General features: G+C 47.7%; 17 protein-coding genes. 6 read left to right on the forward strand and 11 right to left on the reverse strand.

Annotated elements, in window-relative coordinates:
* Window positions 1–16: 16 nt before the first annotated feature.
* The 6 genes from OIR97_RS00135 to OIR97_RS00160 are packed head-to-tail and all read right to left on the reverse strand — an operon-like array spanning window position 17 to window position 5539.
* Window positions 17–685, reverse strand: a complete 669-nt coding sequence (locus OIR97_RS00135; RefSeq protein WP_169543735.1) for a Smr/MutS family protein — start codon at window positions 683–685, stop codon at window positions 17–19.
* A complete protein-coding gene (locus tag OIR97_RS00140; RefSeq protein WP_169543736.1) occupies window positions 666–1355 on the reverse strand; it encodes a LutC/YkgG family protein in 690 nt (229 codons plus the stop codon). Before OIR97_RS00140 ends, OIR97_RS00135 begins: the two co-directional genes overlap by 20 nt.
* A complete protein-coding gene (locus OIR97_RS00145) occupies window positions 1352–2776 on the reverse strand; it encodes a LutB/LldF family L-lactate oxidation iron-sulfur protein (protein WP_169543737.1) in 1425 nt (474 codons plus the stop codon). The genes OIR97_RS00140 and OIR97_RS00145 overlap by 4 nt, the downstream gene beginning before the upstream one ends.
* Complete coding sequence (locus OIR97_RS00150) at window positions 2776–3546, reverse strand: (Fe-S)-binding protein (RefSeq protein ID WP_169543738.1); 771 nt, start codon at window positions 3544–3546, stop codon at window positions 2776–2778. Before OIR97_RS00150 ends, OIR97_RS00145 begins: the two co-directional genes overlap by 1 nt.
* A 50-nt stretch (window positions 3547–3596) precedes the next feature.
* Window positions 3597–4826, reverse strand: coding sequence for a murein transglycosylase A (gene mltA / locus OIR97_RS00155; RefSeq protein WP_169543739.1), 1230 nt, complete (start codon window positions 4824–4826; stop codon window positions 3597–3599).
* Between the two features lie 20 nt (window positions 4827–4846).
* On the reverse strand, window positions 4847–5539 hold the full coding sequence (locus tag OIR97_RS00160) for a Tim44/TimA family putative adaptor protein (RefSeq protein WP_169543740.1): 693 nt from the start codon (window positions 5537–5539) through the stop codon (window positions 4847–4849).
* Window positions 5540–5711: 172 nt separating this feature from the next.
* Between OIR97_RS00160 and OIR97_RS00165 the strand changes: the two genes are divergently transcribed.
* Together OIR97_RS00165 and secB are read left to right on the forward strand one after the other, a co-directional pair.
* Window positions 5712–6233 carry an FxsA family protein gene (locus OIR97_RS00165; RefSeq protein ID WP_169543741.1) on the forward strand — a complete coding sequence of 174 codons (522 nt, stop codon included), beginning with the start codon at window positions 5712–5714 and terminating at the stop codon, window positions 6231–6233.
* Window positions 6234–6333: 100 nt separating this feature from the next.
* Window positions 6334–6822, forward strand: coding sequence for a protein-export chaperone SecB (secB, locus tag OIR97_RS00170; protein WP_169543742.1), 489 nt, complete (start codon window positions 6334–6336; stop codon window positions 6820–6822).
* A 51-nt stretch (window positions 6823–6873) separates the two neighbouring features.
* Here secB and dnaQ read toward each other — a convergent pair whose 3' ends face one another.
* Genes dnaQ through OIR97_RS00195 form a run of 5 tightly spaced genes read right to left on the reverse strand, consistent with a single transcriptional unit; the run spans window position 6874 to window position 10442 of the window.
* Window positions 6874–7548: a DNA polymerase III subunit epsilon gene (gene dnaQ / locus OIR97_RS00175; RefSeq protein ID WP_169543743.1), complete on the reverse strand. Its 675-nt coding sequence runs from the start codon at window positions 7546–7548 to the stop codon at window positions 6874–6876.
* A gap of 4 nt (window positions 7549–7552) precedes the next feature.
* Complete coding sequence (gene coaE / locus OIR97_RS00180) at window positions 7553–8149, reverse strand: dephospho-CoA kinase (protein WP_181017848.1); 597 nt, start codon at window positions 8147–8149, stop codon at window positions 7553–7555.
* Window positions 8146–9003, reverse strand: coding sequence for a shikimate dehydrogenase (locus OIR97_RS00185; protein ID WP_169543744.1), 858 nt, complete (start codon window positions 9001–9003; stop codon window positions 8146–8148). Before OIR97_RS00185 ends, coaE begins: the two co-directional genes overlap by 4 nt.
* Entirely contained in the window at window positions 9000–9611 is a 612-nt protein-coding gene (locus tag OIR97_RS00190) for a Maf family protein (protein ID WP_169543745.1), read from the reverse strand. Before OIR97_RS00190 ends, OIR97_RS00185 begins: the two co-directional genes overlap by 4 nt.
* A 12-nt stretch (window positions 9612–9623) precedes the next feature.
* A complete protein-coding gene (locus OIR97_RS00195; RefSeq protein WP_169543746.1) occupies window positions 9624–10442 on the reverse strand; it encodes a pyruvate, water dikinase regulatory protein in 819 nt (272 codons plus the stop codon).
* Window positions 10443–10866: 424 nt separating this feature from the next.
* Between OIR97_RS00195 and hemE the strand changes: the two genes are divergently transcribed.
* The 4 genes from hemE (at window position 10867) to rho (ending at window position 14898) form a co-directional block, all read left to right on the forward strand.
* Window positions 10867–11886 carry a uroporphyrinogen decarboxylase gene (gene hemE, locus OIR97_RS00200; protein WP_169544354.1) on the forward strand — a complete coding sequence of 340 codons (1020 nt, stop codon included), beginning with the start codon at window positions 10867–10869 and terminating at the stop codon, window positions 11884–11886.
* Between the two features lie 8 nt (window positions 11887–11894).
* Window positions 11895–12938 (forward strand): ferrochelatase, encoded by a 1044-nt coding sequence (gene hemH / locus OIR97_RS00205; RefSeq protein ID WP_169543747.1) that lies wholly within the window; start codon window positions 11895–11897, stop codon window positions 12936–12938.
* 1 nt (window position 12939) lies between these two features.
* Window positions 12940–13389 (forward strand): protoporphyrinogen oxidase HemJ, encoded by a 450-nt coding sequence (hemJ, locus tag OIR97_RS00210; RefSeq protein ID WP_169543748.1) that lies wholly within the window; start codon window positions 12940–12942, stop codon window positions 13387–13389.
* Between the two features lie 252 nt (window positions 13390–13641).
* Complete coding sequence (rho, locus tag OIR97_RS00215) at window positions 13642–14898, forward strand: transcription termination factor Rho (protein WP_169543749.1); 1257 nt, start codon at window positions 13642–13644, stop codon at window positions 14896–14898.
* Window positions 14899–15063 lie beyond the last annotated feature (165 nt).

The raw sequence follows: 15063 nt of genomic DNA on the forward strand, positions 1-15063 counted from the left end.
CGGGTTCTCCTTTCCCTTAACGGGCACGCTTCATCAAAACATAAAGGGCACCAGCGCCCCCATGTTTGATCTGGGCTGTCCGATAGTCAAGTACCAGGCGCTGCAAATCAGGTTCTGCGAGCCATTTGGGAACTTCTTCTTTCAAAACACCGCGGCGACCCCCGCCCATATAAGGTGCATCATCCGTCTTATCGACCGAAGATCCTTTACCCGTAATGACAAGAACGCAGCGTTTGCCCTGCAAATAGGCGCCGTTCAGAAAAGATCGAAGCCGTTGATGGGCAACCCGCCGGTTCATCCCGTGCAAATCCACCCGGCCTTCAATGACCATCTTCCCTTTGCGCAGTTTTTCAGAACTGTTTCGGTCAAGACCTGGAACCGATTGTCGGGAGGACGGGACAACACTTTCACGAAACAGCGCATTATCTGTACCCTTCCGATAGGGTGCAGAACTGGGGCTATGTTTAAGGGCAGTTGCTTTTTTCCGGGGATCAGCCCGTTTTTTGGGAACGGATATCTCCTTTTCCGGGATTTTTTTGGCAAATTCTTCAAAACCGGTAAAACGATTGCTGCGGATCGGCGTGACATCTCTTAGAACATAGTTCCATAGATACAGATCCTCATCGGTCAGGCTTTTCCCTGATCCGCGCTTTTCCGGTTTTGATTTATTCGCTTTTCGAGCCATCACCCACCAAAATCACATGCAATCGCTTGGGGCCATGGGCGCCCATTATCAGCCGCTGTTCAATATCCGCTGTTCGGGACGGGCCAGAAATAAGGTTTACTGTACGCGGCAGACCCTGATCACCCATCTTGTCCCGAAGGGCATCCCACGCTTCCTCATAAGAGCCTTTCATATCCGATATATTAAGAACGGCGATATGATTTTCAGGCAGAAAATTGATGGTTGATGGCGTCATGGCGCCAGAAGCCATCATTAAAGTCCCTGTTTCTGCCACACCGGCAAACGCCGGGGAGACCCCAACCATATCTTCTTCTGCACCGGCACCTGAAACAATTTCCAACGTTGGCAAATCTGCCCAGTTCAATCCGGAAATCGCTTCGCTGGGTGATATTTTAAGGCGGGAGGGCAGGTTATGCTGTTTCAGATACTCCTGAACGCGCGCAGGAATATCTTCGGCACTCTCGACCCGTTCAACCGTCGTGGCCAATGCTTCCATTTTGCTTTGAAATAAATCAACCTGCTCAGGCAAGGATCGTTGCCCCCGTTTCGGGATCAGATTCTTCTGATGCTCGGCCATTCTTTGTTTCAGGATATCCGCATGTTCGGATTTCAGGGGTCCGCGCCCTTTTTGCGCCCGAATACGGCTCAGGATTTTGGCTTTCGAACTCATTTACTGCGCCCTCCCTGCTTTTTCCATTGCTGCATGAAAGTCGAGCCTTGCGGTGCAGGCAGATCCCGAACAGCCGTCCATCCATTGGCAAATGGCAGGGATTTAAGGCGGCCTTTTTTGCCAGCCATCCTGCTCAAAATCCGTGCCGCCAGCCCTGTCGCAAACTGATATAATCGAGGGCGTTTCGCAAAATATCCCCAAAGTTCGATCCCCCATCGTTCAGGTTTTGGGGAGACCTGTTTTTCAAAGGCTTCTTCTCGCCAATGACGCAGGATCTTCGGCAGCGGTATGCGCACCGGGCAAACCTCTTCACACCGACCACAAAAAGTGGACGCATTGGGAAGATCGCGGGCTTCCTCCAGTCCCACCATTTGCGGATTTAACGCCGCACCAATGGGTCCCGGATATACCCAGCCATAACTGTGGCCGCCGACAGCATGATAAATCGGGCAATGGTTCATACAGGCACCGCATCTGATACAACGCAGCAACTCCTGCAATTCCGTACCAATCATTTCGGACCGGCCACCATCCAGCAGGATCACGTGAAAATTTTCCGGTCCGTCCAGATCATCGGATCGTTTTGGTCCCGTGGAAAAGGTCGTGTATACGGACATTTCCTGACCTGTGGCGGAACGCGCCAGAACCCGCATAACCGTGCTGACATCTTCCAGCGTCGGCATCACTTTTTCAAGGCTGGCCACAACAATATGGGTTTTTGGCAAAGACTGGGTGAGGTCGCCATTTCCCTCATTGGTCACAATCACCGTTGAGCCGGTTTCTGCTACCAGAAAGTTTGCCCCGGTTATCCCCACATCAGCAGTGACATATTTATGCCGAAGGACAGCCCGGGCTTCGCCAACCAGTTTTTCAGGATCTTCTTCCCGTTCTGTATAGCCATACTGTTGATGGTGTTCATGAAACAGTTCCGTTACCTGTTCCTTGGTTTTATGAACAGCGGGACCAATAATATGACTGGGCGGCTCATCAGCAAGCTGAATGATATATTCGCCCAGATCCGTCTCGATCGGTTCAATCCCTTCAGAGGCGAGAAATTTGTTCAGGGCAATTTCCTCGGTGATCATGGATTTACCCTTGGTCACTGTTTTGGCATCCACCTCCCGGCAGATTTTCAAAACAGCAGCCCGCGCGTCTGCTGCGGTGGAGCACCAATGAACATGGCCACCCTGTTCGGTGACCTTTTCCTCAAAATGCTCCAGGTAATAATCCAGATTTTCCAGAACGTGATCTTTAATATCCCGCGCTTTGTCGCGCAAATCCTCAAATTCCGGCAGATCGGCCGCTGCGTTTGCCCGTGCTGTTGTAAATCCGGTTTTTACCCGGTTCAATGCTGCCCGCAGATCATCATCCTGCATGGCCTCATGAGCGTTTTCCTTGAACTTCCGGCTGGTAACCTGCATCAGTGTCCCTCCCCAAGGCCCGGCCCATCGGCCATGCCCGCCAAAATTTCGGCAATATGCAAAACTTTGACTTTATGGCCTTTTCGATGAAGGCGACCCGCAATATTCATCAAGCACCCTAAGTCCCCGGCGGTCAGCATGTCTGCGCCCGTTGCCAGAATATTATCGATCTTCCGATCCACCATTTCTTCCGAGATTTCAGAATATTTGATACAAAATGTGCCGCCAAACCCACAACAGGCTTCCCGATCTTCGGCCTCGATCAGATCCAGTTCATCAACGGCACTCAATAAAGCCCTTGGCTGATCAACAACCTTCATTTCCCGAAGGCTGGAACAACTGTCGTGATAGGTTATTTTTTTGTCCAGTTTGACCCCTTCTGGCGCGTAATCGCACACATCTTTCAAGAAGGACACCAGTTCAAACGTCCGGCTGGCAAGGTCTTCCGCCTCAAGCAGCATCAACGGATCATCTTTGAACATCTCCGGATAATGTTTTTTGATCATACCGGCACAAGAGCCTGATGGCGCAATGACATACCGAAAACGCTTGAACGTCTTGATTACGTTCCGGGCGATTTCCTGAGTACTGCGTTTATCCCCGGAATTGTAGGCCGGTTGACCGCAACAGGTTTGTGCATCCGGGACAATGACGGTAAACCCGGCCTGTTCCAACAATTTTATCGTCGCAAAACCAACCGACGGACGGTTGATATCCACAAGGCATGTGACGAACAGCGCCACCTCTTTGGTCTCTTGCTTTTCAGACATGCAAATATACTCCCAAGCTCTGCAGGGAACTATACTGTCATCATCCCGGTTTAGCCAGTCGGGACAGCCGAACTTTTTTCAAGATATTCCTTAGCCACCTTGTTGGGCAAGAATATCCAGTAACGTCCCGTACTCTTCATGGATCCCGCTTTTTCATAGGCGTCCGAACCATGCCCCCAGAAGACATCGCCGCGCACCGGGCCCCGGATCGCACCGCCCGTATCCTGTGCCATCAGCAGGTGATTAAACGGGTCCATAGCGGATGAGGATCCCTCCACCTCCGTTTCAAGCCAGACAGGCACCCCCAGCGGCATCCATTTCCGGTCTACAGCCAGGCTGCGTTTTGGGGTAAGCGGCACCCCTTGCGCGCCAATTGGAGCAGACGTGTCGAGTTTCCTGAAGAAAATATACGAGGCGTTTTTATTCATTACCTCTTGCGCCCGTTCAGGATTTTCTTCCAACCACTGACGGATCGCCTGCATGGACATTTTTTCCCGCGGCACATGCCCTTCTTCGATCAGGGTTTTTCCGATCGCGAAATAAGGGTGACCGTTTTGGGCGGCATATCCAACCCGTAAATCGCCCCCTTCTTCCAATTCAATACGGCCAGAGCCTTGAATGTGAAGGAAAAAAGCATCTACAGCGCTATCCACCCAAACAATTTCCAGATCCCGGTTTTCCAGCGCCCCGCTTTCAATATCCTTGCGTGTCGGATAGGGAAGCAGTTCGCCATTTTTGACCTGCCCTGCAATCCGCTGCCCCTTCAGGCTGTCGCGAAAGCGGCCCAGATGCACCATGACCAACTCGGCTGGGCGCAAATATAAGGGCGTATTGTAAATTTCCGATTGTGTGAGGCTGCCTTTCAGGCTTGCTTCATAATAGCCCGTAAATAATCCAACAGGATCAACATTATTACGCACTTCAAACGGAGTGAAATTTGTTTCCAGGAACCGCCGGATGGTTGTCGCTTCTGAAGGCAGTGCAAAAGCCTTCTGACACAGATCTTTCCAATCGACAGCCCGGCCAGCGATCAGATTTCCGCCCATCGAGCGGTCATCGGGATAGCGCTGTATCCGGGTACAGGATTGCAAAAAGGACGGCAGGAATTGTTCTAGACTATCCTGCTGCCAGCCGGAAAGGTCAGAAAAATCAGCCGGTTTTAGGGTCAACGCATCGGTTGTCTCTTCATCCTTCTGAAAATACAGAAAATAAACCGCCCCCAATACAGCCAAAATCACCAACAGAATCAATGCTGTGAAAATACCCGTCTTTTTCGTCACGAAACAGACCTCTCTCTGGATCAGTCAGCACTTGTTGTCGTGATAAGCAGCCAGTTCGGGTTATTTGAACCAAGGCGGCGGGCAAATGTCCAAAGCTCTTTAACCACATGTGGGTAAGGATCGCCGCTAACGACAACGCCTTCCTCATCTTTTGTCATCGAAATCATCTCTGCTTCAAAACGCACCGTAATTTCTGCGTCGCGTCCCTCCAGCGTCGCAGCTTCAATTTTAGAGGACTGAATAGCAAGAATATCCGTACTCATCACCAGATTATCTTTTTCTCGCTGTTCAATCGCATCTTCAAAATTGCGGTAGACTTCCTCTGAAAGAAGATCTTTCAGCATTCCGCGATCCCCTTCTGCGAAAGACATAACGATGGCTTCATAGGCGGCCTCTGCCTGGCTGGCAAAAATATCCCCCTGAAAACTCCGATCTATTTCGTGCATCTGACGCAAGGTCTGACCAAGCGGAGTGGTTTCGGCGGGCAGGGGATCTCTTTCAAACTCAATTCTGTCGTTCATCGGAACAACATTATCCGGTTCATCATCTGACTGATGATCTTTTGGATCAGCATATGGTTTTCGCGTTATTTCTTCCCGAGGCTGCTGTTCATGCCCCATGCGTTTGCCGAGCACTCCGCGCAATCGGAAAAAAATAAAGGCAGCAACCATTGCCAACAAAATAATGTCTAGGAAGAAAGATCCATCGTCCATAATATATAATTCACACCGATTATCGTAATTGACAAAATCTTTCCTATTTATTGGAAAGCCTTATACTTCAAGGTAGCGAGTTCGTGTTTCAAGGTCCAGACGGTTCTTTGTCCAGCCTTAAAACAATTGGCCGCTACCTTCTAAATAGAAACCCTGAGAAGGATAAACAAGTTTGCCCCTGTTGTTTTTAGCAGCCTTGATCGCAATCCCGATTATAGAGATCACTGTCTTTATCGAAATCGGGGGAGAAATCGGGGCCTTTAATACGATTATTCTGACCATCCTAACCGCTGTTGCCGGTATGATTCTCCTTAGAATTCAAGGGTTATCCATACTGACGCAGGCGCAGGCGCGCATTCAAAAAGGGGAAACCCCTGCCAAGGAAATTTTAAATGGTCTGTTATTGGCGATTGCCGGACTTTTTCTTCTCATTCCGGGATTTGTAACAGATTCTATTGGATTTTTGCTGTTTTTACCGCCGATCCGGTCTTTTTTGGCTCTTTGGTTGGGAAAACGTTTTATTCTGTCCGCCCGGCCTGGTTATGACCGTTCTTATTCCAGCCGATCATCAACCGTGATCGATGGTGAATTTCACGTGGTTGACGAGGAAGACGACAAAAAGTCCGAGGACATCACAAAAATCGGGACAAAAAACAACCCCAACCCAGACAGTCCCTGGTCAAAAGACAACTAGGGCAGGGCGCGTACCACTTGTTCCGCCGTCCAATACATGTTAGCCAGTCAACTAGAATTGGGCACCTATTCTGTGCCTTTCATATGGAGAAAAGTAAATTATGGCTGAAAACGAGTCAGGTCAGGCTGCTGCTGGTGCAGAAACTGAAAATGATGGACCAATGCTGTCGATTATCACGCAGTATATTAAAGACCTTTCCTTTGAAAACCCGAATGCCCCAGCAAGTCTGAACCCTGAATTGCCAGCACCGACCGTTGAAATCGGTGTGAACGTCCAGGCCACTGCCCTGACGGAAGAAAATTACGAAGTTGAACTTCGCATTCAGGCGACTGCCAAACATGGTGACGAAACAGCCTTTATTGTTGAGCTGGTTTACGGCGGCATGTTCCTGCTGAGAAACTTCCCATCGGACTCCATGGAAATCATGTGCATGATTGAATGCCCGCGTTTGATCTTCCCATTTGCCCGTCGGGTTATTTCTGATGCAACACGAGATGGTGGATTTTCACCTCTGCAGTTGGATCCTATTGATTTTGCGGGCCTTTTTTCCGCTCATAAATCACAGCAGGGCGAAGCAGGCCACGCCTGATTGCCGCACTGAATTTATCAAAAACCGCCTGTTGTTAAACAGGCGGTTTTTTTATTCCTGACGCCAGATAGGATCTTTTATTGACTCCAAAAAGGAGGCATGAGCAGCAAGCTCCTCTTCAGTCGGGGCATGCGCACGCGGCGGGCGTATTTCGGACTGGCGGGTAACAATTGTTGACGTACCATCAGCCTCTGGCGCCAATGACAAGCCCCGTTGACGCCCCCCCCGCAACTCAAGATAAACTTCAGCCAATAATTCCGCATCAAGCAGCGCTCCATGTTTAACACGGGCCGTATTATCAATTTTAAACCGCCGGCAAAGCGCATCCAGATTAGCTTGGGCCCCTGGAAACATTTTGCGCGCCATCGCAACGGTATCAATGGATTGTGACATGGAAATCGGCTTGCGCTTCAGCCGGATCAATTCTGCATTGATGAATTTCATATCGAATTCAGCATTGTGAATGACAAGCGGCGAGTCACCGATAAATTCAAGGAAATCATCAATTTCTTCGGCCATCACTTTGTGACCTTTCAGAAACGCTTCGCTTAATCCGTGAACTTTAAACGCCGCTTCGGGCATGTCCCGTTCAGGATTGATATATCGATGAAAAACACGGCCTGTCGCCATGTAATTTTCCATCTCCACACAGCCGATTTCAACGATACGGTCCCCCGTTGACGGATCAAATCCCGTTGTTTCCGTATCCAGCGCTATTTCCCTCATTCCTTCAGGCTCCTCTTAACAGATCAACCAGCTGTTTTACCTGTTCAAAGGTTTCTTCTTCCGTGCAGTCAGTATTAATCACGTGATCCGCCTTCTGCCGTTTTTCCGCATCAGGCGTCTGGCGCGCCAGAATTGAATGAAATTTTTCTTCTGACATATCGGCTCTCTCCAATACCCGCGATTTCTGGATATGATGAGGGGCACTGACCACTATGATCGTATCGAAGTTTTCCTCACCGCCCGTTTCAAAGATCAATGGAACATCCAGCACAACCATGTCATGACCATTTTGTTCCGCTTTCGAAATAAAATCAGCCCGGTCCTGACCCACCAGAGGATGAACAATCTGTTCCAGTTTCTTTATGGCCGCGTCATCTCCGACAACCAGCTTGCTCAATGTTGGGCGGTCTACGCGCCCATCAATGATAGCATCTGGAAAAACGGCCCCGACCGGCTCTACAGCAATCCCGCCCGGCTCATATAATTCATGAATTCTGGCATCCACATTGTAAATCGGAATATCCAGTTTTTCGAACATTTTGCCAACGGTCGATTTTCCCATCCCGATGGATCCGGTCAGACCAAGGAGTTTTATTGTCATTTCTTGTTTAACCCTTGTAATACATAGTCTCGTAATGCCGCATCAACTTCAGGTTTGATACCAAACCAGGCTTCAAACCCGGCTTTCGCCTGATGCAAAAGCATACCAAGCCCATCCACAGTGCGATATCCTTTTTCCCGGGCCTGTCGCAATAAATCCGTTTCCAACGGCACATAAACAATATCAGTGACAACACATCCGTTTTTCAATCTATCCAAATTCAATTCAAGCGGATCCTGCCCTGTCATGCCCAAACTGGTTGTGTTGACCAATAGATCAGCCTCTTTGCAAAAAGCGGCGCGTTCCTCCCATTGAATAACGTCAATTTTTTCGCTTTTCATATCCTGCGCAAGATCAATAGCCCGCTGCCGGGTACGGTTGGTCAATAATATACGGCGAAAGCCCATCATCAGGCAGGCAAAGACAATAGCGCGGGCAGCGCCGCCCGCGCCAAGGACAAGCGCTGTTTTATTGTGAAAAGTTTTAATATCCACATGTTCAGCTAAAGAATCCTGAAATCCCAAACCATCCGTATTCCGGCCAATCAGCTGCCCCTCTTCGTTGACAACCACCGTATTTACCGCACCGATCTTCTGCGCGGCTTCTTCCACAATATCAACAATGTCCATGGCCGCTTCTTTCAGCGGAATTGTCAGGTTTGTGCCGCAAAAAACAGATCCTTCTGACAAACATTCCTGAGGAAGTCTGCGCAACGTGTCTTTCAGGTTTTCCGGACGCACTTCGCGGGCCAGATAGTCGGCATCGAGACCATATTTTTTAATCCAGTAGCCATGCAGACGCGGTGATAATGAATGCGCGATGGGAAACCCCATCACACCGGCATTTTTCTTCATGTGATTACAACCTTATGACCGCGTAGGAAATCAAGCAAAGGCAACAGGGGCAGTCCCATTATTGAAAAGAAGTCCCCATCGATTTTTCGAAATAACTGGGCACCAAGTCCTTCCAGATGGTAGGCGCCAACCGACCCTAAAATATCCTCGCCAGCCTGTTCCAGATACCGGGTAAGAAATTCATCGGTAAAATGACGCATTGTCAGGGCGGCCTGATCTGTATGATGCCAGATCACGGTACTGGATTTTGCAACACAGATCCCGTTGCTCAAATAATGGGTTTTCCCGCGTAAAGCCGTCAAATGGGCCCGCGCATGTTCCATATCCACAGGTTTATCAAACCATATGGACCCGCATTCCAGCATTTGATCTGCGCCAATAACCAGATGTTCTGGAAAGGCTTTTGATATTTTAAGTGCCTTCAATTCTGCCAGCGATACCGCGGTTTCCATGGCAGTTGCACCGGCGGCATGCATGGAATGCTTCAATTCCTCTTCATCGACTTTAGGGGCAATCTGTTCAAACGGAAGGCCTACATTTTTAAGAACCGTTGCCCGGGCTTCACTGGATGAAGCCAGAATAACAGCTGTATTACTGGAAACGTTCATCGGGTCCTGTTCCTAAAAATGATCTTTTCGGTGGGTATTGAAAAGGGTGATGATCTGGGCGGCCGTTTCCTCAACCGACCGGCGGGAAACATCAATGATTGGCCAGCCTTTTTTCGTACAAAGCTTTCGAGCTTCAATCACCTCTTCCTTGATGCGGTCTTTATCCACATAGTCCGTTTCGTGGGTTTCTTTTAACGAAAGCAACCTGTTTTTACGGATCTGTGAAAGCCTGTCCGGGCTTGTCGTTAGGCCGACAACCAATGGTTTGTTCAATGTAAAAACCTGTTCTGGTAGCGGGATCGCAGGAACAATTGGAACATTCGCGGTTTTCAATCCCCGATGGGCCAAATAAAAGGATGTGGGCGTTTTTGAGGTTCTGGATACCCCGACCAGCACAATATCAGCATCGTTCAAACCATCAGGCATCTGTCCGTCATCATGGGCCATGGTATAGTTCAGTGCTTCAATCCGATCAAAATACTCCTGGTTCAGCGTATGTTGACGGCCAGGTAAATTGCGGCTTTCCTGTCCTAAATATCCGGAATAGGCCATTAATACAGGATCCAGAACAGAGACACAGGGCACTTTCAATTTTTTGCAGCCTTTTTCCAAGGTGCGTCTTAAATCCTTATTTACCAGAGTAAAGAGAACCAAACCCGGATTTTTATTAATGGAATCAAGGATATCATCCAATTGTCGAACAGTCCGTGTCATGGACCAGACATGTTCTTTCGGGTCAACCTTTTCAAACTGGACCAACGCCGCACGGGACATGGATTGAAGGGTTTCACCCGTAGAATCCGAGACAAGATGAACGTGAATTTCAGGCATATTTAGGGGTTCCGGCTGACCTGTGGATTATGTGAATAACAGGGATAACATGGCTGTTACGCCAGTATCAAAATAATTCATCATCGTAATACCTGATTCCTCCCTATCCTTTTCAGAAGGTGAATAACTTTAAACACCAAATGGGAAAAATGTGAATTTCTCACAAAATGGTTTTCCTCAGAAAAGTTATCCCCATATTCCCCACTATTAGGGAGCCGGGAAAAACGCGTTTATTTGATAGTTATTCGCAAATCTCTATAAGAACTGGATTTTATCCACAGAAATCCTGTAAAGACTGTGCATGAATAATCATCCCCGTTATCCACAGGGATCAACAACAACTACAACCTATTTATAAATATATCTATTTAATGGGATAACTTTTTAGAAAGGGAACAGCGTGTCCAACACCGCTTCAAAACGCATGATCAGGGCTTTAAAAAAAGAAACCCTAGACCGGCCACCTTTTTGGCTAATGCGTCAAGCAGGACGATATTTACCTGAATATCGTGAAACCCGGGCCAATGCAGGATCCTTTCTCGATTTGTGTTATAATCCCAAACTTGCCGAAGAAGTCACTTTGCAACCGCTTCGCCGATATAACATGGATGCTGCAATCCTGTTTGCTGACATTCTCCTGATCCCTGACGCCCTTGGCCAACCTTTAGCCTACAAGGAGGGGGAAGGGCCTGTTTTAGACGCTGTACGCTCGGCAAAGGAGCTTTCATCGCTCAGTCTCGATAAACTTCATTCAGTTTTAAACCCGGTTTATGAAACAGTTGATCGGTTATCTTCCTCATTGCCAGAAAGCTGTACCCTTATCGGATTTGCAGGTGCACCCTGGACAGTTGCCACGTATATGGTGGAAGGACGCGGTTCAAAAGATTATGTGAACATTAAAAAATGGATTTACTCTGATCCAGACGGTTTTCAGCAACTGATCGATCTTCTGATCGTTTCAACCACCGAATATTTGTTAAAACAAATCGAAGCCGGGGCAGAGGTTGTGCAGATTTTTGATACTTGGGCTGGTGTATTGCCCGATGAAGAATTTGCCAAATGGGTAACCGAGCCTACCGCCAAAATCATTACAGCCATTCGGGCGCGCCATCCAGACTTTCCAATTATCGGCTTTCCAAAAGGGGCCGGTGGAAATCTGAGCCAGTTTGTCAAGCAAACGGGTGTCACAGCCGTCAGTCTGGATACAGCCGCTCCTCTGGAGTGGGCGAAAACCGAAATCCAGCCTCATGTAACGGTTCAGGGAAATCTGGATCCCATCTTGCTGGTCACTGGTGGTCAGAAAATGGTTGATCGCATTCATCACATTCTGGAAACATTAGGAAGCGGTTCCCATATCTTCAATCTAGGCCACGGTATCATTCCCCAAACCCCTCCTGAAAATGTGGGTCTTTTGGCAGATACCCTTCATAACTGGAAGAAATAGGACTTATAATGGCGCGAAAAGCGGTTGTTTTATTTAATTTGGGCGGACCCGATAATCTTGAGGCTGTTGAGCCTTTTTTGTTCAATCTGTTTTATGATCCTGCCATTATTCGCGTTCCAAAACCGATCCGGTATCTTATTGCCAAGCTGATTTCCAAAAGACGGGCCCCCATTGCCCAGGATATTTATCGTAATATTGGGGGATCGTCTCCGCTCCTGCAACAGACCCGTGATCAGGCGACTGCCCTGCAGACACGTTTAACAGACCTGTTAAAATCGGATGAAGTGAAGGTTTTCATTGCGATGCGCTATTGGCATCCAATGACAGAGCAGACCGTACGAGACGTTAAAGCGTTTGGGGCGGATGAAGTTATTCTGTTACCGCTCTATCCGCAGTTTTCTACCACGACAACGGGCTCTTCAGTGAAGGAATGGAAAAAGGTTGCCAAGCAGGTTGGCCTTGATGCTGTCACAACAGAATTATGCTGTTACCCCGATGATAAAGGCTTCATTGACGCAAATACGGCACTTATTTTGGAAAAACTGCAACAAATTCCGGAAAATAAGGATCGTCCTCGATTGTTGTTTTCGGCCCATGGCTTACCAAAGAAAATTGTCGATGCCGGGGATCCGTATCAGTGGCAGGTCGAACAATCGGTTGCGGCAATTGTCAAAAAACTGAACATTCCGGATCTGGATTACACGATCTGTTATCAAAGCCGGGTTGGACCTGTTGAATGGATCAAGCCGGCAACGGAAGATGAAATTGAACGGGCTGGAAAAGAGAACCGGTCCCTCATGATCATTCCTGTCGCGTTTGTTTCTGAACATTCCGAAACGCTTGTAGAGCTTGACATTGAATATGCTGAACTTGCGGAACAATCAGGGGTGCCGGACTATTATCGGGTGCCAACAGTGGGTGTCCATGCTGATTATATTAATGGTCTTGCCGATCTTGTTCTGGGCATGGAACGCGGGAAGATGACAAGTTTATGCGGACAGGCTATCTGTCCAAAATCAATGGCAGATTGTCCGTTCGCCAAGGTAGATTAATATGATGGACTTATTAGCAGATTTTTATCCGTGGACACGGGCATTACATATCATATCGGTCATCGCCTGGATGGCTGGAATGCTGTATTTGCCTCGTTTATATGTTTATCATAGTGATACGGCAGCAGGCTCGGAACAGTCAGAAACCTTTAAAATAATGGAACGACGGCTTCTGCGGGGGATCATAAATCCGGCCATGGTTTCCAGTTTTCTGTTTGGTGGGTTATTACTTGCGACGCCGGGAATAGTGGACTGGGCGTCCTATTGGATCTGGACCAAATTGGCGGCTCTGTTCCTGATGAGCGGTTTTCACGGATCCCTTTCCAAGTGGCGGAAAGAGTTCGAACAGGATAAAAATACAAGAAGTTCAAAGTTTTATCGGTATACAAATGAAATACCAACCATATTAATGATTGTTATCGTCATAATGGTCGTTGTTAAACCTTTTTGATCGCTCAAATGTCAATTTATCTCACATTTTCGTTGACTTGGCCTTCAGAAGCTGGCATTTCTTTTAAACAAGAGGTCGGCATTCTCCCGACTTAATCTGCGTTATATACTTTCTATATTTCGTTTTCCTTACAGAGAAACAGCGTTAGTATAACGCCTTACTTCCCAGAACAGTAATCATACAGAATTTCTCTAAAAAATTGATCACTATGGACAATCTTCTGAGAATTTAATGGATCCTCAAGAATTTAATATGAATCTTCAAGAACTTAAAAAAAAGTCCCCGCCTGAATTGTTGGCGGCGGCCGAAGCCCTTGATATTGAAAATGCTTCGACCATGCGTAAGCAAGAGCTTCTTTTCGCAATTCTCAAACAAAAAGCTGAAAATGGCGAAGAAATCACTGGTGGTGGCGTCTTAGAGATCCTGCAGGATGGATTTGGTTTTCTTCGATCGCCAGATGCAAACTATCTGGCCGGACCGGATGATATTTACATCAGTCCAAGCCAAATTCGAAGATTTTCGCTCCGAACAGGGGATACTGTCGAAGGCGAAATTAGAAGTCCAAAAGATGGTGAGCGATATTTTGCTCTCTTGAAAGTTCAAAAAATTAACTTTGAAGATCCTGAACAGGCCCGTCACAAAATCAATTTTGACAATCTGACCCCGCTTTATCCTGAAGAACGGATTAAACTTGAAACACCAGATCCAACCCAGGTGGTCAGTTCCGCCCGTGTGATTGATCTGGTATCGCCGCAAGGTAAAGGCCAGCGTGCACTGATTGTTGCTCCACCAAGAACTGGTAAGACGGTTCTCTTACAAAATATCGCGAACTCCATCACAACCAATAATCCCGAAGTTTATCTGATCGTCCTGTTGATCGATGAACGCCCGGAAGAGGTGACCGACATGAAACGGTCGGTGAACGGTGAGGTTGTGTCGTCAACTTTTGATGAACCGGCATCCCGACATGTTCAGGTCGCTGAGATGGTGATTGAAAAAGCCAAGCGGCTTGTGGAACATAAACGCGATGTGGTTATTCTTCTGGATAGTATTACCCGTTTGGCCCGTGCCTATAACACAGTGGTGCCGTCCAGTGGTAAAGTTTTGACCGGTGGTGTGGACGCGAATGCCCTGCAACGGCCGAAACGGTTCTTTGGTGCTGCGCGTAATATTGAAGAAGGGGGTTCTCTGACAATTGTCGCAACGGCGCTGATCGATACGGGTTCGCGTATGGACGAAGTTATCTTTGAAGAGTTTAAAGGCACCGGTAACTCAGAGATTATTCTTGATCGGAAACTCTCTGATAAACGTGTCTTCCCGGCGATCGATATCACCAAGTCTGGTACTCGCAAGGAAGAACTGCTGGTGGACAAGGCAACATTGTCCAAGATGTGGGTTCTGCGCCGTATTCTCAATCCAATGGGAACAACGGATGCCATGGAATTCCTGCTGGATAAATTACGGACCAGTAAAACCAACGACGATTTCTTTGATAGCATGAACGCCTAACGAAATTGTCGGTCACAGACAGTTAAAAGCCCGGTATTCCTTGCGAATATCCGGGCTTTTTTGTGGTTTTTGCAAAAGTTCGAATAAAAATATCTGTTTATTTACGGTTGTTTAATTGTAATAACCTATGTTATTACCTGTATATAAGTATAAAGTGAGATACAG

The organism is Sneathiella aquimaris, assembly GCF_026409565.1.
GTDB classification, from domain to species: Bacteria; Pseudomonadota; Alphaproteobacteria; order Sneathiellales; family Sneathiellaceae; genus Sneathiella; species Sneathiella aquimaris.

Excerpts from the sequence above, each read along its gene's own strand:
- hemJ (WP_169543748.1), top strand. The coding sequence starts at position 12,940 with ATGATGGACTTATTAGCAGATTTTTATCCGTGGACACGGGCATTACAT.
- OIR97_RS00150 (WP_169543738.1), bottom strand. The coding sequence starts at position 3,546 with ATGTCTGAAAAGCAAGAGACCAAAGAGGTGGCGCTGTTCGTCACATGC.
- hemH (WP_169543747.1), top strand. The coding sequence starts at position 11,895 with ATGGCGCGAAAAGCGGTTGTTTTATTTAATTTGGGCGGACCCGATAAT.
- OIR97_RS00135 (WP_169543735.1), bottom strand. The coding sequence starts at position 685 with ATGGCTCGAAAAGCGAATAAATCAAAACCGGAAAAGCGCGGATCAGGG.
- coaE (WP_181017848.1), bottom strand. The coding sequence starts at position 8,149 with ATGACAATAAAACTCCTTGGTCTGACCGGATCCATCGGGATGGGAAAA.
- hemE (WP_169544354.1), top strand. The coding sequence starts at position 10,867 with ATGATCAGGGCTTTAAAAAAAGAAACCCTAGACCGGCCACCTTTTTGG.
- rho (WP_169543749.1), top strand. The coding sequence starts at position 13,642 with ATGAATCTTCAAGAACTTAAAAAAAAGTCCCCGCCTGAATTGTTGGCG.
- OIR97_RS00195 (WP_169543746.1), bottom strand. The coding sequence starts at position 10,442 with ATGCCTGAAATTCACGTTCATCTTGTCTCGGATTCTACGGGTGAAACC.
- OIR97_RS00190 (WP_169543745.1), bottom strand. The coding sequence starts at position 9,611 with ATGAACGTTTCCAGTAATACAGCTGTTATTCTGGCTTCATCCAGTGAA.
- OIR97_RS00145 (WP_169543737.1), bottom strand. The coding sequence starts at position 2,776 with ATGCAGGTTACCAGCCGGAAGTTCAAGGAAAACGCTCATGAGGCCATG.
- OIR97_RS00140 (WP_169543736.1), bottom strand. The coding sequence starts at position 1,355 with ATGAGTTCGAAAGCCAAAATCCTGAGCCGTATTCGGGCGCAAAAAGGG.
- OIR97_RS00160 (WP_169543740.1), bottom strand. The coding sequence starts at position 5,539 with ATGGACGATGGATCTTTCTTCCTAGACATTATTTTGTTGGCAATGGTT.
- secB (WP_169543742.1), top strand. The coding sequence starts at position 6,334 with ATGGCTGAAAACGAGTCAGGTCAGGCTGCTGCTGGTGCAGAAACTGAA.
- dnaQ (WP_169543743.1), bottom strand. The coding sequence starts at position 7,548 with ATGAGGGAAATAGCGCTGGATACGGAAACAACGGGATTTGATCCGTCA.
- OIR97_RS00185 (WP_169543744.1), bottom strand. The coding sequence starts at position 9,003 with ATGAAGAAAAATGCCGGTGTGATGGGGTTTCCCATCGCGCATTCATTA.